This is a genomic window from Streptomyces sp. NPDC001606, from assembly GCF_053596835.1.
This window is the reverse complement of record NZ_JBSFHC010000008.1, coordinates 130017-153213: the sequence shown is the minus strand read 5'-3', so window position 1 is coordinate 153213 and position 23197 is coordinate 130017. Positions and strand designations below refer to the sequence as shown.

24 protein-coding genes and 1 pseudogene are annotated in these 23197 nt (G+C 72.2%); 20 read left to right on the top strand and 5 right to left on the bottom strand.

The annotated features are described in order from the left end of the window. The first annotated feature begins 58 nt into the window (after nt 1–58). The 4 genes and pseudogenes from ACWCV9_RS17405 (at nt 59) to ACWCV9_RS17390 (ending at nt 3166) form a co-directional block, all read left to right on the top strand. A pseudogene (locus tag ACWCV9_RS17405) lies at nt 59–878 on the top strand (LacI family DNA-binding transcriptional regulator). A 114-nt stretch (nt 879–992) separates the two neighbouring features. Beyond that, a complete protein-coding gene (locus ACWCV9_RS17400; RefSeq protein ID WP_450787555.1) occupies nt 993–2243 on the top strand; it encodes a cytochrome P450 family protein in 1251 nt (416 codons plus the stop codon). A 200-nt stretch (nt 2244–2443) separates the two neighbouring features. Continuing rightward, nucleotides 2444–2872 carry a hypothetical protein gene (locus ACWCV9_RS17395; protein ID WP_450787553.1) on the top strand — a complete coding sequence of 143 codons (429 nt, stop codon included), beginning with the start codon at nt 2444–2446 and terminating at the stop codon, nt 2870–2872. 90 nt (nt 2873–2962) lie between these two features. After that, complete coding sequence (locus ACWCV9_RS17390; RefSeq protein ID WP_450787552.1) at nt 2963–3166, top strand: hypothetical protein; 204 nt, start codon at nt 2963–2965, stop codon at nt 3164–3166. Between the two features lie 98 nt (nt 3167–3264). Here the strand turns inward: ACWCV9_RS17390 and ACWCV9_RS17385 are convergent, their stop codons facing one another. Then, a complete protein-coding gene (locus ACWCV9_RS17385; RefSeq protein WP_450787551.1) occupies nt 3265–3525 on the bottom strand; it encodes a hypothetical protein in 261 nt (86 codons plus the stop codon). Then, entirely contained in the window at nt 3522–4385 is an 864-nt protein-coding gene (locus ACWCV9_RS17380; protein ID WP_385840697.1) for an isocitrate lyase/PEP mutase family protein, read from the bottom strand. The genes ACWCV9_RS17385 and ACWCV9_RS17380 overlap by 4 nt, the downstream gene beginning before the upstream one ends. Before the next feature lie 226 nt (nt 4386–4611). On the opposite strand from ACWCV9_RS17380, the gene ACWCV9_RS17375 reads away from it, so the two are divergent. Continuing rightward, entirely contained in the window at nt 4612–5244 is a 633-nt protein-coding gene (locus ACWCV9_RS17375) for a VOC family protein (RefSeq protein WP_450787549.1), read from the top strand. Here the strand turns inward: ACWCV9_RS17375 and ACWCV9_RS17370 are convergent. Together ACWCV9_RS17370 and ACWCV9_RS17365 are read right to left on the bottom strand one after the other, a co-directional pair. Next, nucleotides 5231–5968: a VC0807 family protein gene (locus ACWCV9_RS17370; RefSeq protein WP_450787547.1), complete on the bottom strand. Its 738-nt coding sequence runs from the start codon at nt 5966–5968 to the stop codon at nt 5231–5233. The two genes, ACWCV9_RS17375 and ACWCV9_RS17370, sit on opposite strands and share 14 nt — an antisense overlap. A 231-nt stretch (nt 5969–6199) precedes the next feature. Next, nucleotides 6200–7432, bottom strand: a complete 1233-nt coding sequence (locus ACWCV9_RS17365) for a YihY/virulence factor BrkB family protein (protein WP_450787546.1) — start codon at nt 7430–7432, stop codon at nt 6200–6202. A gap of 197 nt (nt 7433–7629) precedes the next feature. Here ACWCV9_RS17365 and ACWCV9_RS17360 point away from each other — a divergent pair, with 197 nt between their 5' ends. The 15 genes from ACWCV9_RS17360 (at nt 7630) to ACWCV9_RS17290 (ending at nt 22604) form a co-directional block, all read left to right on the top strand. Next, nucleotides 7630–9264, top strand: a complete 1635-nt coding sequence (locus tag ACWCV9_RS17360) for an acyl-CoA dehydrogenase family protein (RefSeq protein WP_450787544.1) — start codon at nt 7630–7632, stop codon at nt 9262–9264. A 346-nt stretch (nt 9265–9610) separates the two neighbouring features. Further along, entirely contained in the window at nt 9611–10912 is a 1302-nt protein-coding gene (locus ACWCV9_RS17355; RefSeq protein ID WP_450787543.1) for a GAF domain-containing protein, read from the top strand. 182 nt (nt 10913–11094) lie between these two features. After that, entirely contained in the window at nt 11095–12426 is a 1332-nt protein-coding gene (locus ACWCV9_RS17350; RefSeq protein ID WP_450787541.1) for a hypothetical protein, read from the top strand. A 75-nt stretch (nt 12427–12501) separates the two neighbouring features. Next, complete coding sequence (locus ACWCV9_RS17345) at nt 12502–13074, top strand: GNAT family N-acetyltransferase (RefSeq protein WP_450787540.1); 573 nt, start codon at nt 12502–12504, stop codon at nt 13072–13074. Nucleotides 13075–13201: 127 nt separating this feature from the next. Further along, entirely contained in the window at nt 13202–13285 is an 84-nt protein-coding gene (locus ACWCV9_RS17340) for a putative leader peptide (protein WP_309486338.1), read from the top strand. 124 nt (nt 13286–13409) lie between these two features. After that, on the top strand, nt 13410–15110 hold the full coding sequence (locus ACWCV9_RS17335; RefSeq protein WP_450787538.1) for a nitrite/sulfite reductase: 1701 nt from the start codon (nt 13410–13412) through the stop codon (nt 15108–15110). Next, complete coding sequence (locus tag ACWCV9_RS17330; protein WP_385840688.1) at nt 15107–15289, top strand: hypothetical protein; 183 nt, start codon at nt 15107–15109, stop codon at nt 15287–15289. The genes ACWCV9_RS17335 and ACWCV9_RS17330 overlap by 4 nt, the downstream gene beginning before the upstream one ends. After that, a complete protein-coding gene (locus tag ACWCV9_RS17325; RefSeq protein WP_450787536.1) occupies nt 15286–15996 on the top strand; it encodes a phosphoadenylyl-sulfate reductase in 711 nt (236 codons plus the stop codon). The genes ACWCV9_RS17330 and ACWCV9_RS17325 overlap by 4 nt, the downstream gene beginning before the upstream one ends. A 29-nt stretch (nt 15997–16025) precedes the next feature. Further along, nucleotides 16026–16562 (top strand): adenylyl-sulfate kinase, encoded by a 537-nt coding sequence (cysC, locus tag ACWCV9_RS17320; protein ID WP_450787535.1) that lies wholly within the window; start codon nt 16026–16028, stop codon nt 16560–16562. After that, nucleotides 16559–17494, top strand: a complete 936-nt coding sequence (gene cysD, locus ACWCV9_RS17315; RefSeq protein ID WP_450787533.1) for a sulfate adenylyltransferase subunit CysD — start codon at nt 16559–16561, stop codon at nt 17492–17494. Before cysC ends, cysD begins: the two co-directional genes overlap by 4 nt. A gap of 2 nt (nt 17495–17496) precedes the next feature. Further along, nucleotides 17497–18831, top strand: a complete 1335-nt coding sequence (locus ACWCV9_RS17310) for a sulfate adenylyltransferase subunit 1 (protein ID WP_385840684.1) — start codon at nt 17497–17499, stop codon at nt 18829–18831. Between the two features lie 222 nt (nt 18832–19053). After that, nucleotides 19054–20160: an aliphatic sulfonate ABC transporter substrate-binding protein gene (locus tag ACWCV9_RS17305; protein WP_450787531.1), complete on the top strand. Its 1107-nt coding sequence runs from the start codon at nt 19054–19056 to the stop codon at nt 20158–20160. Nucleotides 20161–20171: 11 nt separating this feature from the next. Next, nucleotides 20172–20975: an ABC transporter ATP-binding protein gene (locus ACWCV9_RS17300; RefSeq protein ID WP_450787529.1), complete on the top strand. Its 804-nt coding sequence runs from the start codon at nt 20172–20174 to the stop codon at nt 20973–20975. Next, nucleotides 20962–21849 carry an ABC transporter permease gene (locus ACWCV9_RS17295; protein ID WP_450787527.1) on the top strand — a complete coding sequence of 296 codons (888 nt, stop codon included), beginning with the start codon at nt 20962–20964 and terminating at the stop codon, nt 21847–21849. The genes ACWCV9_RS17300 and ACWCV9_RS17295 overlap by 14 nt, the downstream gene beginning before the upstream one ends. A 2-nt stretch (nt 21850–21851) precedes the next feature. Next, a complete protein-coding gene (locus ACWCV9_RS17290) occupies nt 21852–22604 on the top strand; it encodes a sirohydrochlorin chelatase (protein ID WP_450787526.1) in 753 nt (250 codons plus the stop codon). A gap of 14 nt (nt 22605–22618) precedes the next feature. On the opposite strand, the gene ACWCV9_RS17285 is transcribed toward ACWCV9_RS17290, so the two are convergent. After that, nucleotides 22619–22930, bottom strand: a complete 312-nt coding sequence (locus tag ACWCV9_RS17285; RefSeq protein WP_450787524.1) for a hypothetical protein — start codon at nt 22928–22930, stop codon at nt 22619–22621. Nucleotides 22931–23197 lie beyond the last annotated feature (267 nt).

The window sequence follows — 23197 nt, the reverse complement described above, 5'->3', positions numbered from 1 at the left end:
CCGAAGGGGCCCTCGGCCCGCGGGTGACCGGGTCACTCACGCGAAGGAGCCGCGAAGGGTGGGTCAGCGCAAGGCGGTGAGCGAGGCCGGACGGGCCACCATCCGCGATGTGGCCGAGCGGGCGGGCGTCTCCGTCGCGAGCGTGTCCCGCGTGCTGTCCGGCAACTACCCGGTCTCGGAGGACCTGCGCCGCCGCGTGATGAGGGTCGTACGCGACCTGGACTACGTCACCAACGCCCACGCCCGCTCGCTGGCCGGCGGCGGCACCCCCACCGTGGCCATCCTCATCAACAACATCACCGGTGCCGCCTTCGCCCATGTCGCCAAGGGCGTCGAGGGCGCCGCCTACGCGATGGCCAGCCATCTGCTGTCGGCCGGGCACCGCCGGGTCCTGGTGCTGCCCGGTCCGGCCGAACTGACCACCGCGCAGGGCAGGTTGCGCGGCGGGCCTTCGAGGCGTACGGCGTGCCCTTCGACCCGGGCATGGTGAGACACGGCCCGTACGACGACGAGCACGGGTACCGGGCCGTCAGGTAGAGCCTGTGCGAGGGGCTGGAGTTCACCGCCGTACTGCCGGCACGGACGTGGTCGCGCCGGGCGCCATGCAGGCTCTGCGCGCGGCCGGGAAACGGGTGCCGGAGGACGTGTCGATCGTCGGCTACGACGACATCCCGCTCGCCTCCCAGCTGACCCCCCAGCTCTCCACCGTGCACGTGCCCTACGAGGAGATGGGCCGGGTCGCCCTGCGCGCGGTGGCCGACCGGCGCGAGGGCGGTACGGGCCGCCGCAGGGGCGCCGACGGCGAGCATCTGGTGCTGGGCACCCATGTCGTCGTACGCGACTCCGTGCGGCCGCCGGCCCCCGCCCCGGGTCGCTGAAGCCGCGTCCGGACAGCGCAGGTCCCGACGGACGTGTCCGCCGGGTGGGCTGTACAAGCGGCCCTCGACGCCGCACTGTTGGCCGGTATCCGTCATACCGTCAGGAGTCCCGGCTTGTCCTCCCACCTCCCTGCGCCCACGTCCGCCCACGTCGTCGATCCCGCCGGCGGCTGCCCGCACGCCCTGAACGCCGAGCTGCGGGCCGGCGGGCCCGTCGCGGATGTCGTACTGCCCGGCGGGGTGCCCGCGGCGGTCGTGCTGGGGCACGACGCGCTCAAGGAGTTCCTCTCCCACCCCGACGTGGCCAAGGACGCCCGCCACTGCCCGGCCCTGCACGACGGCACGATCCCCGCGGACTGGCCGCTGCGGGTCTTCGCCGACGCCCGGGGCATGCACACCGCCGACGGCGCCGACCACCGCCGGCTGCGCTCCCTCGTCGGCAACGCCTTCACCGCCCGCCAGGTGGAGCGGCTGCGGCCGCGCATCGAGGAGCTGACCGCCGGTCTCCTCGACGACCTCGCCCGGGCCGCCGCGGAGGACTCGGACGGCATCGCGGACCTGCGTACCCATGTCGCCCTCCCGCTCCCGCTGAGCGTCATCTGCGAGCTGCTCGGCGTGGACCCCGAGCACCGCGCCCGGCTGCACGACCTCACCTACACGATGGTCATCGCCACCGACGCCACCCCGGCGGAGGTGATGGCCGCCGTACGTGAGCTGACGGAACTGCTCGGCACGATCGCGGCCGCCCGCCGGGCCGCCCCCGGCGACGACCTGACCAGCGCCCTGATAGCCGCCCGCGAGGACGGCGGCGACCGGCTCAGCGAGGCCGAACTCATCGGCACCATGCGCCTGATGCTGGTCGCCGGCCACGAGACCGCCCTCAATCTGATCAGCAACGCGGTCCGGGCGCTGTGTACCCACCGGGACCAGCTGGCGCTGGTCCTGGACGGCAGGGCCACCTGGTCGGACGTGGTGGACGAGACGCTGCGCTGGGACGGCCCGGTCAGCTGGTTCCCCTTCCGCTACCCCACCCGCGACCTGGCCCTCGGCGGCACCGTCATCCCACGGGGCACCCCGGTACTGGCCGGCTACACCGCCGCCGGGCGGGACGAGGCCTTCCACGGCCCGGACGCCGACCGCTTCGACGTCACCCGGCGCGGCGCGGCCCGGCACCTCTCCTTCGGCCACGGCGCGCACTACTGCGTGGGCGCCCCGCTCGCCCGCCTGGAGGTCACGATCGCCCTGGAAGCGCTCTTCACCCGCTTCCCCGACCTCGACCTGGCCGTGCCGGAGGCCGAACTCCCCCGCCAGCGCAGCTTCATCGGCAACAGCGTGCAGGCGCTCCCGGTCCGCCCGGTGCGCTGACGGTGTCGGGCCGGGAGTGGTTCATCCGGCGGGGTGCGGCATTCCTCACGGGGCACCGTCGTCCGTCGAGCCCCTGAATCACTCCACGAGCACATAACATTCAGGTCCAATTGACCAACAGCCGCAGTTGCCCGCCTAGTTGGAGAATTCTCCACACATCGACCAAGGGCGACTGCGCAAGGGGGAAGGAAAGAACCGAGATGACGTCATCCCGTCTCCGCCGACGTGTCGCCGGAACCGCGGTCACCGCTCTGCTGATCGGCACCGGCGCGCTGGCGACCGCGCCGTCCGCGGCGGCCAAGGCCAATCTGCTGGCCATCGACAAGGTGTCCCTGCACACCCCCGGCATCCAGGTGAAGGTCACGTACTCCTGCGACGTCGGCATGGACCACGAGCTCGTCGGCAACGCGACGACGCTCAACCACAGCACCCACGACCAGTCCATCGCGGCGGGCACCATCAAGAAGGACCACCTGATCTGCGACTACAACGACCATGTCGCACTGCTGAACCTGCGCCCGGCGGTGGGCTCGCACTTCGCCAAGGGGGACAAGGTCAAGGTCACCGTCTTCTACTTCGACAACGACGGGTTCCGGTACGCCGACGCGCAGACGGTCGCCGTCCTGTAGGGCGGGTCCGCCCCGGCAGACGGCGCACTCCGCCCGCCCGTTCGGCCGCACCCTGGTGACCTTGCCCGGTGCGTACCTGTTTGTCTGGGTATGAACCTCACCACGCGTTCCGCGGCGGCCCTCGCCGTGGCTTCCCTCGCCCTGGTCGCCGCCTACGGCACGGCGCACGCCGCCTCTCGCACCCTCGCTCCCGGACAGCACCGCGCCACCGTGCTGACGGCCGTCGACGAGCACGACCCGAAGGAGGACGTCGAGCTCGACGAGAACGGCCGGCCCGACCTCGGCGAGGACTGAGACGCGGTCCCCTTCCGGGGCCGGACGGACGGCGGCCGGGCACCTCGCGCGGGAGGTGCCCGGCCGCCGTTGTCCGTGGGTGGGGCCGGTGGGCCGGGTCAGTCCGCCACGCCGTGCCGGTGCGCGGCCCCGACGATGGCCTCGACCACGTCCACGGCGCTGCCGTCGTGGTCGCTGCCCGCGGTGCCGCTGCCGGTCTGGACGTTGGCCGCACGGTCCACTTCGAGCCAGGAGTCGGCGTGCGAGTTGTCGATCACGGTGATCAGACTGCCGGACGCGGCCGCGGGACCGACGCCGGCGCCGAGGAGCGCGGCGGCCACGGCGGTCGCCACCCCGAGCCGGGGCAGGGCGCCGCTCACACGCCCACACCCTCGGGGATGAGCCGCTCGCGGGCGATGTTGCGCTCCAGCAGACTGGTGGACGCCCGCACGCCGACCCCGCTCGCCGGGTCGACCTCCGGCAGCCGGCCGTCGGCCTCCTTGAGGGACGAGAGCGCGGAGTCCATCGCCTGGTGCGCGGCGAACAGGCACGGGGTGCTGTAGATCGCGACGTCGACGCCGAGTTCGGACAGCTCGCCCAGGGACAGCCGGGGCGACTTGCCGCCGGCGATCTGGTTGAACAGCAGGGGCTTACTGCCGACCACCTCACGGATCCGCTTGATCCACTCGACACTGCGCACACCGTCGACCAGGACGACGTCCGCGTCGGTGGCGGCCAGCCGCTCCGCGCGGTGCAGGATGTCGCGCTCGTCGGTGGCGTCGGTACGGGCGACCACGACGAGATCACGGCGGGTCTCCAGCACCTGGTGCAGCTTCTCCAGGTACTCCTCGAGCGGCAGCACCTGCTTGCCGTCGGCGTGACCGCAGCGACGCGGCCGCTTCTGGTCCTCGAGGATCACGCCGGAGGCGCCGATGCGCTCCAGTCCCTCGACGACATGACAGGCGACCTCCGGGTCGACGTACCCGTCGTCGATGTCGACCAGCAGGTGGTGGTGCGGGAACGCGCCCCGCAGCCGCTGGACGAAGGCCACCATGTCGGGCCAGGCGATGAATCCGATGTCCGGCAGGCCGTAGTACGACGCGGCGAAACCGAAGCCCGAGACGAACATGCCGTCGTAGTGCTTGGCCGCGATCGACGCCGAGTACATGTCGTACACGCCGATCAGCGGGGTGGTCCCGGGCCCGGCGATCCGGTCGCGCAGCTTCTTCCCGTAAGTCAAGGTCCGGCTCCTTTTGTGGGTGGGTGACGCGGAGCGGGGGCCCCGCCGCGTCTCGACGCCCTTTACCAAGCCAAGAGCATCTCTAGATACTCATGTGACCTTCTACTGAGACAAGCTTTACTCACCTGAATGGGGGAACGCTTTCACCGCAGAAACGTCACTCGGCGAGCCGTGCCGGCCCGAACCCCCTTGAGACGTCCGGCCGCTGACCGTAGCCTCCCCCGGGATGAACGCCATCCCTCCGTACCTGGACCATCTTGTCCTCGCCACGCCCGATCTGGCCGCGACCGTCGCGGAGTTCACCCGGCGGACCGGGGTGACCCCGGCGCCCGGCGGGGTGCACCCGGGCCTGGGGACCCGCAACCATCTGGTCGGGCTCGGGGGCCGCAGCTATCTGGAGATCCTCGGCCCGGACCCGGACCAGCCCGCACCGGCGGGGCCGCGGCCGTTCGGTGTCGACCGGCTGACCGGGCCGCGCACGCTCACCTGGGCCATCAGCCCGCCGGACCTCGACGCGGCGATCGAAGCGGCCCGCGCGCGAGGCTACGACCCCGGCCCCGCCCGGCCGATGAGCCGCCGCACCCCGGACGGCACCCTGCTGCGCTGGCGGCTCACCGACGGCGCCGCGGGCCACCCGTCGGGCCTGGTGCCGTTCCTCATCGACTGGGGCGACTCCCGTCATCCCGCCGCCTCCGGCCTGCCGGTCACCCCGCTGTTGGAGGTCACGGCCGCCCTCCCCGCCCCGGAGGAGGTGCACGGCCCGCTCGCGGCCCTCGGCACCGGACTGTCGCTCACCCGGGGCCCGGCCGGACTCTCCTTCACCCTGGACACACCCCACGGACCGGTCACCTTCCGCTGAGCCCCGGGGCCCGGACGCCCTTCGGCCTGTGCCGACGTCGATCCGCCGCGACGGAGGGAACACCGAAGAGCGGGAGACCGTGGCGGGTACGGAAGCGGCGGGCGTAGGCGAAGCTGGCCAGTGCCGTCAGGGCGAGCAGCAGCAGGGACTGGGCCCGGACGAGCAGCGGCACCGTGTCGGTGGGCAGGGTGAGGGCGGCGAGCGTGCCGAGGCCGCCGTCGAGCAGTTGCTCGGTGCCCCACAGCAGGGTGAGGACCCGCAGCCCCCGGCGGAACTCCGCGGAGTCCTGCCAGAACCCGGCCCGCGCCAGGGCCGCCGGTTCCCGGTGCAGTCTCTGTCCCAGCTGGAAGGCCAGCGGTCGCCGGGTGAGTCCCGTGCCGAGGACCCAGGCGCCCACCACCAGGGACAGCGCCGCGTCCTTGCACAGGAGGAGCCGGGTGCCACCGCCCAGCAGGGACGCCAGCGCGGCGGCGGCCAGCAGCACGGTGAAGAACAGGTCCACGCCGTCCACCCGGCGCCGGCGCACCGCAACGGACAGCAGGCGCACAGCCGGGGGCGCGCCGCTCAGCAGCAGCGCCGGTGCCTGGCCGGCGCCGAGGGACCGGGCCGCGTAGTAGACGAGGAGCGGCAGCAGGATGTCGACCGCGAGCGAGAGCAGGGGGCCGCGGGCCGTCCCGCCCGCTTTCCCTCGCGCACGCGTCGTGCTGCCCGTCCGGTGCGCCATGGGGTCCTCCTCGCTCCGCAGCGGATTCCGTGCCGGGCGGTGCCGGCCTGGGAAAACGCTAGGCGCGGGGCGGGGTCCGGCGGATCGGAGCAGGGGTGGAGAGCCGGGTGGAAAACAGGTGGAGGCCAAGGTCCGCGAGCTCCGGCCGGCACTCCACCCCACGGTGGAGCGCTCCTCGGGGACCAGGAGTCGGACCAGAAGTCGAGCCAGACGTCGGACCAGGAGGCGGACCTACCTCTGCGGGCCCGCCGTGTCCTCGCTCCCCCCGTTGCCTCCGTCCACCCCGTTCACGCCGTTCACGCCGTTCGCCTCGTTGCCCGCATGCCCCTTGTGGACGTGCTGGCTCTTCACATGCGTGCGCAGGCGGGAGGTCACGTCCTCCGGCGGCAGGAAGCGGGACCAGCGCTCGGGGAACTCCGACGGCATGTCGGGGTCGTCCGGGTCGTCGGGATCGTCGGAGTCGCTCTCCCGGGCCGCCGCGGCGCGGGCGACGTACTCGGCGACCTGGGCCTCGCGCATCCGCTCGTTGGCCGCGCGGGCGGTGGCCGTGGCGGCGGCCGGCCACACCCGGTCGATGGCGGCGTTGACGGCCGCTCCGACGAGCACGGCGAAGGCGGCGACGCCGATCCACAGCAGGACGGCGACGGACGCGGCGAGGGAGCCGTAGATGGTGGCGCCCTCGATGGTGTGCGTGAGGTAGATCCGCAGCAGGAAGCTGCCGAGGACCCACATGGCGAGGGCGACGAGGGCGCCGGGGACGTCCTCGATCCACGGTGAGCGGACCGGCACGGACACGTGGTACAGGGTGGTCAGGAAGACGATGGACAGGACGATGACCACCGGCCAGTACAGGACCTGGACCACCGTCGCCGACCAGGGCACCACCCGCACCACCGCGTCCGGCCCGGCCACCATCAGCGGCAGCGCGACCGAGCCGATCAGCAGGGCCACGATGAACAGCAGGAAGGCCATGATCCGGGTCTTGACGATGCCCCGGACGCCGTCGAGGCCGTACATGACCGTGATGGTGTCGATGAAGACGTTGACCGCACGGGAGCCGGACCACAGGGCGAAGAGGAAGCCGATGGAGATGACGTCGGGCCGGCCGCCCCTCATCACGTCGTGCAGGATCGGCTGGGTGATCTCCTTGACGCCCTTGTCCGACAGGACCGTCCGCGAGGCCTCGAGGATGTTGGTCTCGAGGCTGCGGATGGTGTGGGCGCCGGTCCAGGTGTCGACGTAGGCGAGCAGCCCGATGAGGCAGAGCAGCAGCGGCGGCACCGACAGCAGCGTGAAGAACGCGGCCTCGGCCGCCAGGCCCAGGATGCGGTACTCCATGCAGGAGTTGACGGTGTCCTTCAGCAGCAGCCAGGCGGTCCTGCGCTTGGATACGTTCCGGTACAGGGCTCTGGCCCGGTGGAGCCGCCCGGGCGGTCGCTGGGGGGTGTCACTTGCTGGCTGCACGACCCAAAGGTATCCGCAGCGACGCGCCCGGCTCACCTTGCGGGGCAGGTGGGCGGGATCCGGCCTCACGGCGTGCGGTGCTGTGCCACTCTGGAGGCCGACGACAGGCCGGTACCAGGCGGTCACCGAGCCGGCATGAGCCGCCATCACGCGGCCCATAGGTCATCATCAGCACCGTCCCGGGTAGGTTCGCAGTCATGGCAGGCACCTCCACCCACACCGTGACGAACCAGCCGCCGCCGCTGGCCGGGTACGACGTCTTCACCGCCGACCGGGCCCTTGCCGAGGCGGTCGAGCGGCACACCGATGCCGGCGTGCTGGACGAGGTGCGCGCGGAGCTGTCCGCGCTGGGCCGCGCCTCGGGATCGGCGCAGGTGCAGGAGTGGGGGGCGCAGGCGAACGAGAACCCGCCCCGGCTGGCCACCCATGACCGCTACGGCCACCGGATCGACGAGGTCGAGTTCCACCCGGCCTGGCACCGGCTGCTCGGCAAGGGCGTCTCGGCGGGCCTCACGGGCGCCTGGAGCCGGCCGGCGGGGCATGTGCGGCGGGCGGCCGGATTCCTGATCTGGACGCAGGTCGAGGCGGGCAACTGCTGTCCGCTGTCGATGACCCACGCGGCCGTGCCCGCGCTGCGCACCGACCCCGAGCTGGCCGCCGTCTGGGAGCCCCGGCTGTCCTCCACGGTCTACGACCGGGAGCTGCGGCCCGCCGACCGGAAGGCCGGCGCCCTGATGGGCATGGGCATGACGGAGAAACAGGGCGGCAGCGACGTACGGGCGAACACCACCGAGGCCCGCCCGCTCGCCGAGGCCGGTACCTACACCCTCACGGGGCACAAGTGGTTCTGCTCGGCGCCGATGTCCGACGCCTTCCTGGTGCTGGCGCAGGCCCCGGACGGCCTGACCTGCTTCCTGGTGCCCCGGGTCCTCCCCGACGGCACCCGGAACGTCTTCCGGATCCAGCGGCTGAAGGACAAGCTCGGCAACCGGTCCAACGCCTCCGCCGAGATCGAGTTCGACGGCACCTGGGCGCGCCGGGTGGGCGAGGAGGGGCGCGGGGTACGCACCATCATCGGGATGGTCGCGGCGACCCGGCTGGACTGTGCGCTCGGTTCGGCGGGTCTGATGCGGCAGGCGGTGGCGCAGGCGATCCACCACTGCACCTACCGGGAGGCGTTCGGCGGGCGGCTGGCCGACAAGCCGCTGATGCGCAACGTCCTCGCGGATCTCGCACTGGAGTCGGAGGCGGCGACCGCGCTCGCGCTGCGGTTGGCGGCGGCGTACGACGACGGCGGCGAGCAGGAGCGCGCCTTTCTGCGGCTGGCGGTGCCGGCCGCCAAGTACTGGATCACCAAGCGCTGTGCGCCGGTGGCGGTCGAGGCCGCCGAGTGCCTGGGCGGCAACGGCTACGTCGAGGACTCCGGCCTGCCCCGGCTGGTACGGGAGTCGCCGCTGAACTCGGTCTGGGAGGGCGCGGGGAACGTCCAGGCGCTGGACGTGCTGCGGGCGCTGCAACGGGAGCCGGGTGCGCTGGATGCGTGCCTCACCGAGATCGGCCGGGCCCATGGCGCCGACCACCGTCTGGACCGGGCGGTGAAGGACCTGTTCACCGAACTCGCCGACCTGGACGGCATCGAGGGCCGCGCCCGCCGTCTGGTGGAGCGGCTGGCGGTAGTCCTCCAGGGCTCGCTGCTGGTCCGGCACGCCCCGCCGGAGGTCGCCGACGCGTTCTGCGCGTCACGCCTGGGCGGCGACCACGGGGCGTCCTTCGGCACGTTGCCGGCAGGCCTGGACCTGGCCTCGGTGGTCGAGCGGGCACGGCCGGCCTGATCCGGCCGGGGGCCACGGGGAGCCGCCCGGCCGGCCCGGGCGCTCCGGCGCACGCCGGCGCCGCGCGCGGGGCGCTGCCGCCGTGCGGCGGCCGGACTCCCGGCGGGGGTGGTGCTGCGCCGACACGGCACCACCCCCGCTCAGGGTCAAGTCTCGGCCGATCCCGTACGGTTCACCAGGGTTGCAGGGGGTTGCAACTTGTTGGCGCACATGCGCGGAGTCTGTGCCTCCGGCCTGCCCCTGAGGGCAGTATGTGAGGCACAGCCGGACCGGAAACCGCCGCCCGGACGGCTTGACAAATGTGTTCGATGCCCTTTCCGGGAGGACCCCTGTGGTGAACCCGCCGATGAACGTGGCGCGTCTGGCCGCCGTGGACGCGGCGCAGGCGGCGCGGGTGCTGTGCGAGGTGCGAGAGGCCACTCTCGCCGGTCGACGTGCACGGATCGCGCCGCGGCCGGTGATCGAGCAGTCCTGGGGGCGGATGCTGCGGCGCGGCGTCGACCCCGATCGCGACTGCCGGTCCGGGCTGTTGCCCTCGGACGAGGTGCTGCGCCGGCGGGCGGAGTCACCGTTGCGCCATGTGTTGCCGGTGCTGCGCGAGGGACTGCTTTCGGTCGTCGACGTGGCCCAGCACATCATGGTGGTCGCGGACGCCGAGGGCCGGGTGCTGTGGCGGGAGGGGGCCGTTCCGGTACTGCGCAAGGCCGACGGCCTGGGGTTCGAACTCGGCGCGGACTGGCGGGAAGACGTCGTCGGCACCAACGGGGTGGGCACCCCGGCGGTCGTACGGCAGCCGGTCCAGGTCTTCGCCGGTGAGCACTTCGTCCGCTCGCAGCTCTCCTGGACCTGCACGGGTGCCCCGATCAGCGATCCCAGGGACGGTCGGCTGCTCGGGGTGGTGGATGTCAGCGGCCCGCTGGAGACCATGCATCCGGCGACGCTCGCCTGGGTGGACACGGTGGCCAAGCTGGCCGAGGCGCGGCTGCGCGAGTTGCATCTGGCCTCGCTGGAGCGGCTGCGGGCGGTGGCGGCGCCGGTACTGGCCCGGCTGGACGGGCGGGCGCTGGTGGTGGACCGGGACGGCTGGGCGGCGGCGGTGACGGGCATGCCGTACGTCCGGCGGGTGACGCTCCCCAACTCGCTGACGCCGGGGCGCCGGTGGCTGCCCGGGCTCGGCTCGTGCGCGGTGGAGCCGCTGGCCGGGGGCTGGTTGCTGCGGGCGGAGGAGGAGCCGCGCGGAGCCTCGGCCACCCGGATCCTGGTGGACCTCGCCCGGCCGGACCGCTGTGCGCTGACGGTCTCCGCCGCGGCGGGTTCCTGGTCGCGGGAACTGAGCCCGCGACACGCGGAGTTGCTGTTTCTGCTCGCCGAGCACCGGGCCGGGCGGGGCGCCGCGGCGCTCGCCGAGGACCTGTTCGGGGATCCCGCACGCACGGTGACGGTACGGGCCGAGATGTCGCGGATCCGGCGGTATCTCGGGGAACTGCTCTGCCATCGGCCGTATCGATTCTGCGAGACCGCGGAGGTCGAGGTGGTGCTCCCGGCCGACCCGCGTGACCTGCTGCCCCGCTCGACGGCGCCGGCGGTGGCGCGGCGCCGCACCGCCCTGATGCCCACCGAGCCCGCCCGCAGCCCCGAGGCCCCTTGAGCCGGTCCGCCCGGTGTCTACGGCGTGTCTACGGGCCAACTGCGGAGTCTTCACCCGGCACGGCCTGCCACTGCCGTAGCATCGCTGTGCGGTCTCCCCGCCTGCTTCTCGGTTCAACCTACGGACCAGAAGACGCAGTTGGTGACGGAGGGCCGTGCGGAGGGCCTGGAAGAGGGGTCGGGATGATGCATCGCGGCAGACACCGCCGGCGCAGACGGGGCGCGGCCCTGCGCGCGGTCCTGACCGGGGCCGCGCTGGCGCTCACCGCCGCCGCCACCCTGATCAGCACGTCCCAGGCCCAGGTCGCGGAGAACCCCGGCGCGCTCAGGCCGCTGACCGCCCCGGCGGACACCGCCCCGCTGCGGCTGCGGGAGCAGCTGGTCCCGCAGCGCACGCTGGACCGGCTCGCCGCGGGGATGGGGCGCCCGGTCGGGGTGGACGCCGTACTGCGCAGCGCGGACCGCCGGATGCGCGAGTCCGCCGACTGCTCCGCCGCCGACCGCGCCTCGCTGCCCGTCGCACCGGCCGCCGACCACGCCTACTGCTGGGACCCGGCCGACACCGGTTCCACCGCGTGGCGGCCGGCCTCGGTGACCACCTCCGGCGACGCCGACGACGACGGTGTCTGGGGCACCCACCGGGTCGTCCTCAGCGGCTGGACCCGCGGCGCCGCGGACGGCCCGGCCGCCGGGCAGGGCCTCGCCCGCGTCGCTTTCGTGAACGCCGACGACCCCGCCCGCCTCGCCTACCGGTGGGTGCTGCTGGTGGTGCCGGTCGACGGCGGCCGCGACTACCGGGGGCTGGCCTCGGGGATCTCCGGGATGGTCTGGTACCAGGGCAAGCTGCTGGTCACCACCACGGCCGGCAGCGCCGACGCGCTCTATGTCTACGACGTCGACCGCATCGAGCGCACCACGGTCGCCGGGTCCGCGATCGGCCGGGTGCCCGGGGGCTGGTCCGCCGCCGGCTACCGGTATGTGATGCCGGCGGTCGGCTCGTACCGCTTCTCGGCCGGCCGCTGCACCTCCTCCGGCGCGCCCTGCCCCGGCGCGCTCGCCGTCGACCGCGGCACGGTCCCGGACAGTCTGGTCGCCGCGGAGCGGACCGATCCCGGGGACGGGCACAGCCGGCTGTGGCGGTACGCGTTCAGCACCGCGCCCGGGCGGGGCGGACTGCTCGCCACGGACACCCGGGGCCGGGTGGAGTCGGTGGAGGCGTACCGGACCCGGGCCACCGGGATCCGGGGAGTGCTGTCGTACCGGCAGGCCGGGGCGGAGGTGTCGTCCTGGTATGTGGGACACCTGCCCGATTACCGGGACGGGCACGGCGGGCTGTGGCGGCAGGACGTCGGCGGCGCGAAGGCGGCGCGCTGTGGCGCGGACGCCTCGCACCGCTGCTGGGCCGCGTCCGCGGGCTCCCTGTCCTACTGGCAGGAGACCGGCGAGGTCTGGTCCCTGTCGGACCGCATGCTGTTCTGCCTGCCGCTCGCCGCACTCGACCGCACGGTGCAATGACGCGTCCGGCCGGCCGCCCCTGCGCGTGACCTGGTCGATCGACAGATCCGGTGCCGGGATGGTTCCCTGGCTCGCATGAGCAGCGTGCCCGTCACCACCTGGTCCCTGGAGCAGACCTCCCCGGCCGACCTCCTGCCCGCCGCCGCGCCCGACGGCGACGTCCGGATCGTGCGCGCCGAGGTGCCCTCCCCCGAGCTGAGCCGCTTCCTGTACGCCTCGGTCGGCGGCGACCTCCGGTGGACCGACCGGCTCCCCTGGACCCATGCGCAGTGGCGGGAGCACCTGGAGCGGCCCGGGGTGGAGACGTGGGTGGCGTACGAGCGCGGCACCCCGGCGGGCTATGTCGAGCTGGACCCGCAGGACGAGGGCGTGGTGGAGATCGTCTACTTCGGGCTGCTCCCGGCCTTCCGCGGTCGCGGCATCGGCGGTCATCTGCTGTCGTACGGCACGGCCCGCGCCTGGGACCTGGCCGAGCGCTGGCCGGAGCGTCCGCCGACGAAGCGGGTGTGGCTGCACACGTGCAGCCTCGACGGCGAGTTCGCGATGGCCAACTACCAGCGCCGCGGTTTCACCCTGTTCGACACGAAGGTGGAGCTTGAGCCGGATGTGCCCACCCCGGGACCGTGGCCCGGCGCATACCCTGCCTGACCTGCCGGGACAAGCCTTCGCACGGCACATGTGAGCGACGACACTCTCGTCTCGCGTTACGAGACAGAGACGTCCGCATGATGGACAAAGCTGGACTGTGTCCAGATCGCCATGACACGCTTCCGTCATGTCTGGAACTGGAATTGCCTTGGTGAGTCGGCGGCACGTCGACCTCGGCCGCATGTCCAGCGCCATCTGTCCGGCGAGCTGATCCCACCAGCACCGCCGACTTCCCCGTAGCTGATTCCGCCTGCGCGATGATGCGCAACCATGCCCGCGTGCGCTCGTATGCGCAGGTCAGAGCCGATTCCTCCGGTCCCGAAGGACGTACAACCATGGCCGCCAGCCCACAGAACCCCGCCGCCTCCGCGCCCCGCCGCAAGGTGAGCCGTCACCGCGGTGAGGGCCAGTGGGCGGTGGGCCACTTCACCCCGCTCAACGGCAACGAGCAGGTCAAGAAGGACGACGACGGTCTCAATGTGCGGACACGCATTGAGACGATCTACTCCAAGCGCGGCTTCGACTCCATCGACCCGAGCGACCTGCGCGGCCGGATGCGCTGGTGGGGTCTGTACACCCAGCGCAAGCCCGGGATCGACGGCGGCAAGACCGCGGTGCTGGAGCCGGAGGAGCTGGACGACCGCTACTTCATGCTGCGGGTGCGCATCGACGGAGGTGCCCTCACCACCCGTCAGCTGCGCGTCATCGGCGAGATCTCGCAGGAGTTCGCGCGCGGCACCGCCGACATCACGGACCGGCAGAACGTCCAGTACCACTGGATCCGGATCGAGGACGTGCCCGAGATCTGGGAACGGCTGGAGGCCGTGGGCCTGTCCACGGTCACGGCCTGCGGTGACACCCCGCGTGTGATGATCGGTTCGCCGGTGGCGGGCATCGCCGAGGACGAGATCATCGACGGCACGCCGGCGCTGGAGGAGATGAAGCGCCGCGTCCTGAACAACAAGGCCTACTCCAACCTCCCCCGGAAGTTCAAGACGGCCATCTCGGGGTCGCCGGTGCTGGACGTGGTGCACGAGATCAACGACGTGGCCTTCGTCGGCGTACGCCACCCCGAGCACGGCCCCGGCTTCGACGTCTGGGTCGGCGGCGGTCTGTCCACCAACCCCAAGCTGGGCGTGCGGCTCGGCGCCTGGGTGCCGATCGACGAGGTCCCGGACGTCTACGAGGGCGTCATCTCGATCTTCCGTGACTACGGCTACCGCCGGCTGCGCAACCGGGCCCGGCTGAAGTTCCTCGTCGCCGACTGGGGTGCGGAGAAGTTCCGCCAGGTGCTGGAGGGCGAGTACCTGGGCGGGCGCAAGCTGATCGACGGGCCCGCCCCCGAGCAGCCGGTGCAGCAGTGGCGCGACCACATCGGTGTGCACCGGCAGAAGGACGGCCGGTTCTACGTCGGGTTCGCCCCGCGCGTCGGCCGGGTGGACGGTGCCACGCTGACGAAGGTCGCCGACCTCGCCGAGGCGCACGGCTCCGGGCGGGTGCGCACCACCGTCGAGCAGAAGATGATCGTCCTCGATGTCGAGGAGGACCAGGTCGACTCCCTCATGGAGGGCCTGGAGGCGCTGGACCTCACCGCCCGGCCGTCCTCCTTCCGGCGCGGCACGATGGCCTGCACCGGCATCGAGTTCTGCAAGCTCGCCATCGTCGAGACCAAGCAGCGCGGTTCGACGCTCATCGACGAGTTGGAGCGCCGCCTGCCGGACTTCGACGAGCCGATCACCATCAACCTCAACGGCTGCCCGAACGCCTGCGCCCGTATCCAGGTCGCGGACATCGGTCTCAAGGGCCAGCTGGTCCTGGACGACCAGGGCCGGCAGGTCGAGGGCTACCAGGTGCACCTGGGCGGCGCCCTCGGTCTGGAGGCGGGCTTCGGCCGCAAGGTGCGCGGTCTGAAGGTCACCGCGGAGGAACTGCCCGACTACGTCGAGCGGGTGCTGCGGCGCTTCCAGGCCGAGCGCGAGGACGGCGAGCGGTTCGCCACCTGGGCGGCCCGTGCTTCCGAGGAGGCCCTGTCGTGAGCGAGCGGGCCGCGCCTTTCTACTGCCCCTACTGCGGCGACGAGGACCTGCGTCCGGGTGAACAAGGGCACGGCGCCTGGGAGTGCGGGGCGTGCAACCGCGCATTCCAGCTGAAGTTCCTCGGGCTGCTCGCCCGGGGGCTCCAGCGGGCCGACAACGGAGGGGACGACCGGATATGACGACGGCCCGGCAGGACCGTACGACCGAGGAACTGAAGGCGCTCGCCGAGCAGGCGGGCCGGGACCTGGAGGACGCCTCCGCCCTGGAGATCCTCCAGTGGGCGGTGGACACCTTCGGCGCGAAGTTCTGCGTCACCTCCTCCATGGAGGACGCCGTGGTCGCGCATCTCGCCTCGCGGGTGCGAAAGGGCGTGGACGTCGTCTTCCTGGACACCGGCTACCACTTCCCGGAGACCATCGGCACCCGGGACGCCGTCGAGGCCGTGATGGATGTCAACGTCATCACCCTGACGCCGCGCCAGACGGTCGCCGAGCAGGACGCGGAGTACGGCCCCCGGCTGCACGACCGCGACCCCGACCTGTGCTGCAAGCTGCGCAAGGTGCAGCCCTTGGAGGCGGGCCTCAGGGAGTACGACGCCTGGGCGACCGGGCTGCGCCGCGACGAGTCCCCGACCCGGGCGAACACCCCGGTGGTCGGCTGGGACGAGAAGCGGCAGAAGGTCAAGATCTCCCCGATCGCCCGGTGGACCCAGGACGACGTCGACGCCTACGTCGCCGAACACGGCGTCCTCACCAACCCGTTGCTGATGGACGGCTACGCCTCCGTCGGCTGCGCCCCCTGCACCCGCAGGGTCCTCGAGGGCGAGGACGCGCGGGCCGGCCGCTGGGCCGGGCGGGCCAAGACCGAGTGCGGGCTGCACGGATGACGCATCATCAGACCTCTTTGGAGAACGACGTGAACACCGGAGCCACCGTCTGGCTCACGGGTCTGCCGAGCGCCGGCAAGACCACCATCGCGTACGAGCTGGCCGCCCGGCTGCGCACCGAGGGCCACCGCGTCGAGGTGCTCGACGGCGACGAGATCCGCGAGTTCATCTCGGCGGGCCTCGGCTTTTCCCGCGAGGACCGGCACACCAACGTGCAGCGCATCGGCTTCGTCGCCGAGCTGCTCGCCCGCAACGGCGTCAAGGCGCTGGTCCCGGTGATCGCGCCCTACGCCGACAGCCGGGACGCGGTGCGCACCCGGCACGCGGAGAACGGGACGCCGTACCTGGAGATCCATGTGGCGACCCCGGTCGAGGTGTGCTCGGTGCGGGACGTCAAGGGGCTGTACGCCAAGCAGGCCGCCGGCGAGCTGAGCGGGCTCACCGGGGTCGACGACCCGTACGAGCAGCCCGAGAAGCCCGACCTGCGGATCGAATCGCAGAACCAGACCGTGCAGGAGTCCGCGGCGTCCGTGTACGCCCTGCTCAGCGAGAGGGGACTGGCATGACGACCGTGGCCAAGGCCGAGAGCGGCACGAACAGCCCGTACGCCCTGTCGCACCTGGACGCGCTGGAGTCCGAGGCGGTGCACATCTTCCGCGAGGTGGCGGGCGAGTTCGAGAACCCGGTGATCCTGTTCTCCGGTGGCAAGGACTCCATCGTCATGCTGCATCTGGCGCTGAAGGCGTTCGCCCCGGCCGCCGTTCCCTTCTCGCTGCTGCATGTGGACACGGGACACAACTTCCCGGAGGTCCTTGAGTACCGGGACGGTGTGGTCGACGCACATGGGCTGCGGCTCCATGTGGCCTCCGTACAGGACTACATCGACCGGGGTGTACTCAAGGAGCGTCCCGACGGCACCCGCAACCCGCTCCAGACCCTGCCGCTCACGGAGAAGATCCAGAGCGAGAAGTTCGACGCCGTCTTCGGCGGCGGCCGCCGGGACGAGGAGAAGGCCCGCGCCAAGGAGCGGGTGTTCTCGCTGCGTGACGAGTTCTCCCAGTGGGACCCGCGCAGGCAGCGGCCCGAGCTGTGGAACCTGTACAACGGCCGGCACGCGCCCGGTGAGCACGTCCGGGTGTTCCCGCTGTCCAACTGGACCGAGCTGGACGTCTGGCAGTACATCGCGCGCGAGGGCATCGAGCTGCCGCAGATCTACTTCGCGCACGAGCGCGAGGTGTTCCGGCGCGGCGGGATGTGGCTGACGGCGGGCGAGTGGGGCGGCCCGAAGGACGGCGAGACCGTGGAGAAGCGGCTCGTGCGGTACCGGACCGTCGGTGACATGTCCTGCACCGGTGCCGTCGACTCCGACGCCACCACGCTGGACGCCGTGATCGCCGAGATCGCCGCTTCCCGGCTCACCGAGCGGGGCGCGACCCGGGCCGACGACAAGCTGTCCGAGGCCGCGATGGAAGACCGCAAGCGCGAGGGGTACTTCTAAGCATGAGCACGACGACGACCGAGGCGCTCTCGGCCACCACTCTGCTGCGGTTCGCCACCGCCGGCTCCGTCGACGACGGCAAGTCCACCCTGGTCGGGCGGCTGCTGCACGACTCCAAGTCGGTCCTCGCCGACCAGCTGGAGGCCGTGCAGCGGGTCTCCGAGAGCCGTGGCCAGGACGCCCCGGACCTGGCGCTGCTCACCGACGGCCTGCGCGCCGAGCGGGAGCAGGGCATCACCATCGACGTGGCGTACCGCTACTTCGCGACGCCCCGGCGCCGGTTCATCCTGGCCGACACGCCCGGCCATGTGCAGTACACCCGGAACATGGTCACGGGTGCCTCCACCGCCGAGCTGACGGTGATCCTGGTCGACGCCCGCAACGGCGTGGTCGAGCAGACCCGCCGGCACGCGGCGATCGCGGCCCTGCTGCGGGTGCCGCACGTCGTCCTCGCGGTCAACAAGATGGACCTGGTCGACTACGAGGAGACGGTCTTCGCGGCGATCGCCGAGGAGTTCACGGCGTACGCGACCGAGCTGGGCGTGCCCGAGGTCACCGCGATCCCGATCTCGGCGCTGGCCGGTGACAACGTGGTGGAGCCCTCCGCGCACATGGACTGGTACGGCGGTCCGACCGTCCTGGAGCACCTGGAGACGGTGCCGGTCAGCCACGACCTGGCGCACTGCCACGCGCGGCTGCCCGTGCAGTACGTGATCCGGCCGCAGACCGCCGAGCACCCGGACTACCGGGGCTACGCGGGGCAGATCGCCGCGGGTTCCTTCCGGGTCGGCGAGGAGGTGACGGTCCTGCCGTCCGGGCGGACCACGCGGATCTCCGGCATCGACCTGCTCGGCCGGCCGGTCGAGGTGGCGTGGACGACGCAGTCGGTGACGGTCCTGCTGGAGGACGACATCGACGTCTCCCGCGGGGATCTGATCGTCCCGACCAAGGACGCGCCGCCGACCACGCAGGACGTGGAGGCGACCGTCTGCCATGTCGCCGACCAGCCGCTCACGGTGGGCCACCGGGTGCTCGTCAAGCACGGCACGCGCACGGTCAAGGGGATCGTGAAGGACATCCCGTCCCGGCTCACCCTGGACGACCTGTCCCTGCACCCGCACCCGGGCCGGCTCGTCGCCAACGACATCGGCCGGGTGAAGATCCGTACCGCCGAGCCGCTGCCGGTGGACTCCTACGCCGACTCGCGCCGCACGGGCTCGTTCATCCTGATCGACCCGTCCGACGGCACCACGCTCACCGCGGGCATGGTCGGCGAGTCCTTCGCCTCCCCGGAGCCGGTCACGGACCCGTCCGACGACGACGGCTGGGACTTCTGAACATGCAGCCGACCGATGTCTACGGGACGTTCGCGAAGGAGGGCGGCCGGATCGGCAGCGGCGCCGTCGGCAGCGGAGAGGGCGGGGTGGCCCGATGTGCGCGCTGACGTACGCGCACCGCTCGCGCGCCCTCGCTCCCCGTCGTCGTAGACGAAGACCTGCCGATCTCCCGGCCACGACCTGACCGACGTGACCGCCGGGCCAACGAGAGGAACGCCTCCCGTGCCTGCCAGCTCGAAGCTCCTTCGGCGCGGCGCAGCCGCGCTCGTCGTGCTGCCCCTGCTCGCCCTGTCCGCCTGCGGCTACGGCTCCAAGGCCGCCGACACCGGCACCGTGAAGATCGCCGCCGGGGCCAGGAAGATCGACGGACTCGACTCCGTCAGGATCGGCTACTTCGGCAATCTGACGCACGCGACCGCGCTGGTCGGCAACCAGAAGGGCTTCTTCCAGAAGGAGCTGGGCGCCACCCGGGCCACCTACCAGGTGTTCAACGCTGGTCCCTCCGAGATCGAGGCGCTCAACTCGGGGTCCATCGACATCGGCTGGATCGGTCCCTCCCCGGCGATCAACGGCTACACCACGTCGGACGGCAAGAGCCTGCGCATCATCGGCGGTTCCGCCTCCGGCGGCGTGAAGCTCGTCGTCAACCCGAAGAAGATCAGGTCCCTGAAGGACATCAAGGGCAAGAAGATCGCCACCCCGCAGCTGGGCAACACGCAGGACGTGGCGTTCCTCGACTGGGTGTCGCGGCAGGGCTGGAAGGTCGACGCGCAGAGCGGCCAGGGCGATGTCTCCGTCGTCCGCACGGACAACAAGGTGACCCCGGACGCCTTCAGGTCCGGCTCCGTCGACGGCGCCTGGGTGCCGGAGCCGACCGCGTCCAAGCTGGTCGCCGAGGGCGGCAAGGTGCTGCTGGACGAGGCGTCGCTGTGGCCGGACAAGAAGTTCGTGATCACGAACATCGTCGTACGCCAGAGCTTCCTGAAGGAGCACCCGAAGGCCGTCGAGGCGGTGCTGCGGGCCTCCGTCGAGACCAACAAGTGGATCAACGCCGAGCCGGAGCAGGCGAAGGCCGCGGCCAACAGGCAGCTGGCCCTCGACAGCGGCAAGGCCCTGCCCGCCGGTGTCCTGGACCCGGCGTGGAAGTCCATCCGCTTCACCGACGACCCGCTGGCCTCGACCCTGCGCACCGAGGCGCAGCACGCCGTCCGGGCCGGCCTGCTGGACCGCCCGAAGCTGGACGGCATCTACGACCTCACCCTCCTGGACAAGGTCCTGAAGGCCGAGGGCGAGAGCACTGTCAGCGACGCCGGTCTCGGCGTCAAGTAGCCCTGTAGCCGATGAGTTCCCAGGAGGTGACGTCCATGGCCACGACCCTCGCCGAGGCCGCCCGGTCCGTCGAGCACGCGGCGCGCATCGACCACGTCTCGAAGTCCTTCCCGACCCCCGGCGGGCAGCAGCTCGTCCTGGACGACATCAGCCTCGATGTCGCGCCGGGCGAGTTCGTCACCCTGCTCGGTGCGTCGGGCTGCGGCAAGTCGACCCTGCTGAACCTGGTGGCGGGGCTGGACGAGCCCTCCGCCGGCAGCATCACCACCGAGGGCCGCCCGGCCCTGATGTTCCAGGAGCACGCCCTGTTCCCGTGGCTGACCGCGGGCAAGAACATCGAACTGGCCCTGAAGCTCAGGGGTGTGCCGAAGAGCGAGCGGCGCGAGCGGGCCGAGCAGCTGCTCGAACTGGTCCGGCTGAAGGGCGCCCACGGCAAGCGGGTGCACGAGCTGTCCGGCGGTATGCGCCAGCGTGTCGCCATGGCCCGCGCGCTCGCCCAGGACAGCCGGCTGCTGCTGATGGACGAGCCGTTCGCGGCCCTGGACGCGATCACCCGGGACCTGCTGCACGACGAGCTGACCCGGATCTGGGCGGAGACGGGTCTGTCCGTGCTGTTCGTGACGCACAACGTGCGTGAGGCGGTGCGGCTGGCGCAGCGGGTCGTCCTGCTGTCGTCCCGGCCGGGCCGGGTGGCCCGCGAATGGCGGGTGGACCTCCCGCAGCCCCGGCGCATCGAGGACGCGCCGGTCGCCGAACTGTCCCTGGAAATCACGGATGTACTGCGTGAGGAGATCCGCCGCCATGGCCAGCACTGAAACGACCGGGACGGCCGGGGAACTGGCGAGCGTCGAGGCGGGCCTGGACGCGCTGGAGACCACGGTCCCCGGCCGGCCCCCGCTCCGGCAGACCTTCGTGGGCAAGATCCTGCCGCCGCTGGTGGCCACCCTGGTGGTGCTGGCGGTGTGGCAGGGCCTGATCTCCTTCAAGATCGTCGATGACCCGGCCAAGCTGCCCTCCCCCGCCGACGTCGGCGCCGAGTTCCGGGACGCCTGGCTGGAGGGCAAGCTCCTCGGCTACATCTGGACCTCCGTCTCGCGCGGCCTGCTGGGCTTTCTGTTCGCCCTCGCCATCGGTACCCCGCTGGGGCTGCTGGTGGCCCGGGTGAAGTTCCTGCGGGCGGCCATCGGGCCGGTGCTGTCCGGGCTCCAGTCGCTGCCGTCGGTGGCGTGGGTGCCGCCCGCGGTGATCTGGCTGGGGCTGAACAACTCGATGATGTACGCGGTGATCCTGCTCGGCGCCGTACCGTCGATCGCCAACGGCCTGGTCTCCGGCATCGACCAGGTGCCGCCGCTGTTCCTGCGGGCCGGCCGCACCCTGGGCGCGACGGGTCTGCGGGGCGCCTGGCACATCGTCCTGCCGGCCGCGCTGCCGGGCTATCTGGCGGGCCTGAAGCAGGGCTGGGCCTTCTCCTGGCGGTCGCTGATGGCCGCGGAGATCATCGCCTCCTCGCCGGACCTGGGCATCGGTCTGGGCGCGCTGCTGGAGAACGGCCGCAACGCCAGCTCCATGTCGATGGTGTTCGAGGCGATCTTCCTGATCCTGTTCGTCGGCATCGCCATCGACCTGCTGATCTTCAGTCCGCTGGAGCGGTGGGTGCTGCGCAGCCGCGGTCTGCTGGTGAAGGGCTGACCATGCGCAACGAGTCCGTTCTCCTCCTCGTCGCCCACGGCAGCCGCGACCCGCGGCACGCCGCGACCGTGCACGCCCTGGTGGAGCGGGTGCGGTCGCTGCGGCCGGGGCTGCGGGTGGAGACCGGCTTCCTGGACTTCAACGTGCCGTCGGTGCACGGGGTGCTGGAGTCACTGGCGGCCGAGGGGGTGCGGGACGTGGTGGCGCTGCCGCTGCTGCTGACCCGCGCCTTTCACGCCAAGGCCGACATCCCGGCCGTGCTGCGGCAGGCGCCGGCGCGGCTGCGGATCCGGCAGGCGGAGGTGCTCGGCCCGTCGCCGCTGCTGCTGTCGGCGCTGGAACGGCGCCTGTACGAGGCGGGGCTGAGGCCCGCCGACAAGTCCTCGACCGGGGTCGTGCTGGCCTCGGCGGGGTCCTCCGACCCGGAGGCGATCGCAGTGATCGCGGATATCGCGCGGGAGTGGTGGCACACCGGTTGGTGCGCCGTGCGGCCTGCGTTCGCCTCCGCCGGTTCTGCCGCGGGGTTCCCCCGCACCGAGGACGCCGTGGCCGAGCTGCGGGCCCTCGGCTGTGCGCGGGTGGCCGTGGCGCCGTATGTGCTGGCGCCCGGCTTTCTGCCGGACCGCATCGCGCGGGGGGCGGCCGGCGCCGATGTGCTGGCGGACGTCCTGGGCCCCGCGCCGGAGGTGGCGCGGGTGCTGCTGGAACGGTACGACGCCGCCGCCCGGCCGACGCTGGCGGCGCTGGGCGCCTGACGCCGGGCTTGCGCTCACAGATCGAGAGCCTGCGTGAGGTGCCGGGTGAAGGTGAGACTGGCGCTGCCGGCCGAGGCGGCGATGGCGACGTCCTCCAGCGCGGTGCGGATCCGGCCGCGGTTGGGCGGCAGGCCGTCCTCGGCGGAGAGTGCCAGCTCGCTCTCGATGGTCTCGCCGCGGTCGACGAGGCCCGGGTATTCGGCGTGCAGCGCCTCGGTGAGCCGCTCGGCGACCGCCATGAGGGTCGCCAGATCCACTGTGCCGCGCCGGGGATCGATACCGAACTGGCCCGGGCCGCCGACGTTTCCGTAGTTGTACGTGCTCATGTCCTGTCCTCGCTTCAGGCCCTGGCTGCCGAAGATGGCGGGACCGCTGACGTTACCGATGTGGTGGGTGTGCCTGCCGACGGTGACGTCAAGCTCCCGGTGACCGCGGTCGGGCGGGGGCGCGGGGTGCCACTGCCGGCGAACGGCCCGGTCGCGAACGGGCAGGGGGGCGCAGGCAAGGAGGTTGGCTCGATCGTGACCGTACCGCGTGCCCGAGCGGGCCGAGAACAGCCACCCATCCGGGTGATCCGGACCCGTTGACCCGGG

Bases quoted from the DNA above. Each gene is read 5' to 3' on its own strand.
- ACWCV9_RS17395 (WP_450787553.1), top strand. From the start codon at position 2,444: ATGACGTCATCCCGTCTCCGCCGACGTGTCGCCGGAACCGCGGTCACC.
- ACWCV9_RS17390 (WP_450787552.1), top strand. From the start codon at position 2,963: ATGAACCTCACCACGCGTTCCGCGGCGGCCCTCGCCGTGGCTTCCCTC.
- ACWCV9_RS17375 (WP_450787549.1), top strand. From the start codon at position 4,612: ATGAACGCCATCCCTCCGTACCTGGACCATCTTGTCCTCGCCACGCCC.
- ACWCV9_RS17370 (WP_450787547.1), bottom strand. From the start codon at position 5,968: ATGGCGCACCGGACGGGCAGCACGACGCGTGCGCGAGGGAAAGCGGGC.
- ACWCV9_RS17360 (WP_450787544.1), top strand. From the start codon at position 7,630: ATGGCAGGCACCTCCACCCACACCGTGACGAACCAGCCGCCGCCGCTG.
- ACWCV9_RS17355 (WP_450787543.1), top strand. From the start codon at position 9,611: ATGAACGTGGCGCGTCTGGCCGCCGTGGACGCGGCGCAGGCGGCGCGG.
- ACWCV9_RS17350 (WP_450787541.1), top strand. From the start codon at position 11,095: ATGATGCATCGCGGCAGACACCGCCGGCGCAGACGGGGCGCGGCCCTG.
- ACWCV9_RS17345 (WP_450787540.1), top strand. From the start codon at position 12,502: ATGAGCAGCGTGCCCGTCACCACCTGGTCCCTGGAGCAGACCTCCCCG.
- ACWCV9_RS17340 (WP_309486338.1), top strand. From the start codon at position 13,202: ATGTCTGGAACTGGAATTGCCTTGGTGAGTCGGCGGCACGTCGACCTC.
- ACWCV9_RS17335 (WP_450787538.1), top strand. From the start codon at position 13,410: ATGGCCGCCAGCCCACAGAACCCCGCCGCCTCCGCGCCCCGCCGCAAG.
- ACWCV9_RS17325 (WP_450787536.1), top strand. From the start codon at position 15,286: ATGACGACGGCCCGGCAGGACCGTACGACCGAGGAACTGAAGGCGCTC.
- cysD (WP_450787533.1), top strand. From the start codon at position 16,559: ATGACGACCGTGGCCAAGGCCGAGAGCGGCACGAACAGCCCGTACGCC.
- ACWCV9_RS17310 (WP_385840684.1), top strand. From the start codon at position 17,497: ATGAGCACGACGACGACCGAGGCGCTCTCGGCCACCACTCTGCTGCGG.
- ACWCV9_RS17300 (WP_450787529.1), top strand. From the start codon at position 20,172: ATGAGTTCCCAGGAGGTGACGTCCATGGCCACGACCCTCGCCGAGGCC.
- ACWCV9_RS17295 (WP_450787527.1), top strand. From the start codon at position 20,962: ATGGCCAGCACTGAAACGACCGGGACGGCCGGGGAACTGGCGAGCGTC.
- ACWCV9_RS17290 (WP_450787526.1), top strand. From the start codon at position 21,852: ATGCGCAACGAGTCCGTTCTCCTCCTCGTCGCCCACGGCAGCCGCGAC.
- ACWCV9_RS17285 (WP_450787524.1), bottom strand. From the start codon at position 22,930: ATGAGCACGTACAACTACGGAAACGTCGGCGGCCCGGGCCAGTTCGGT.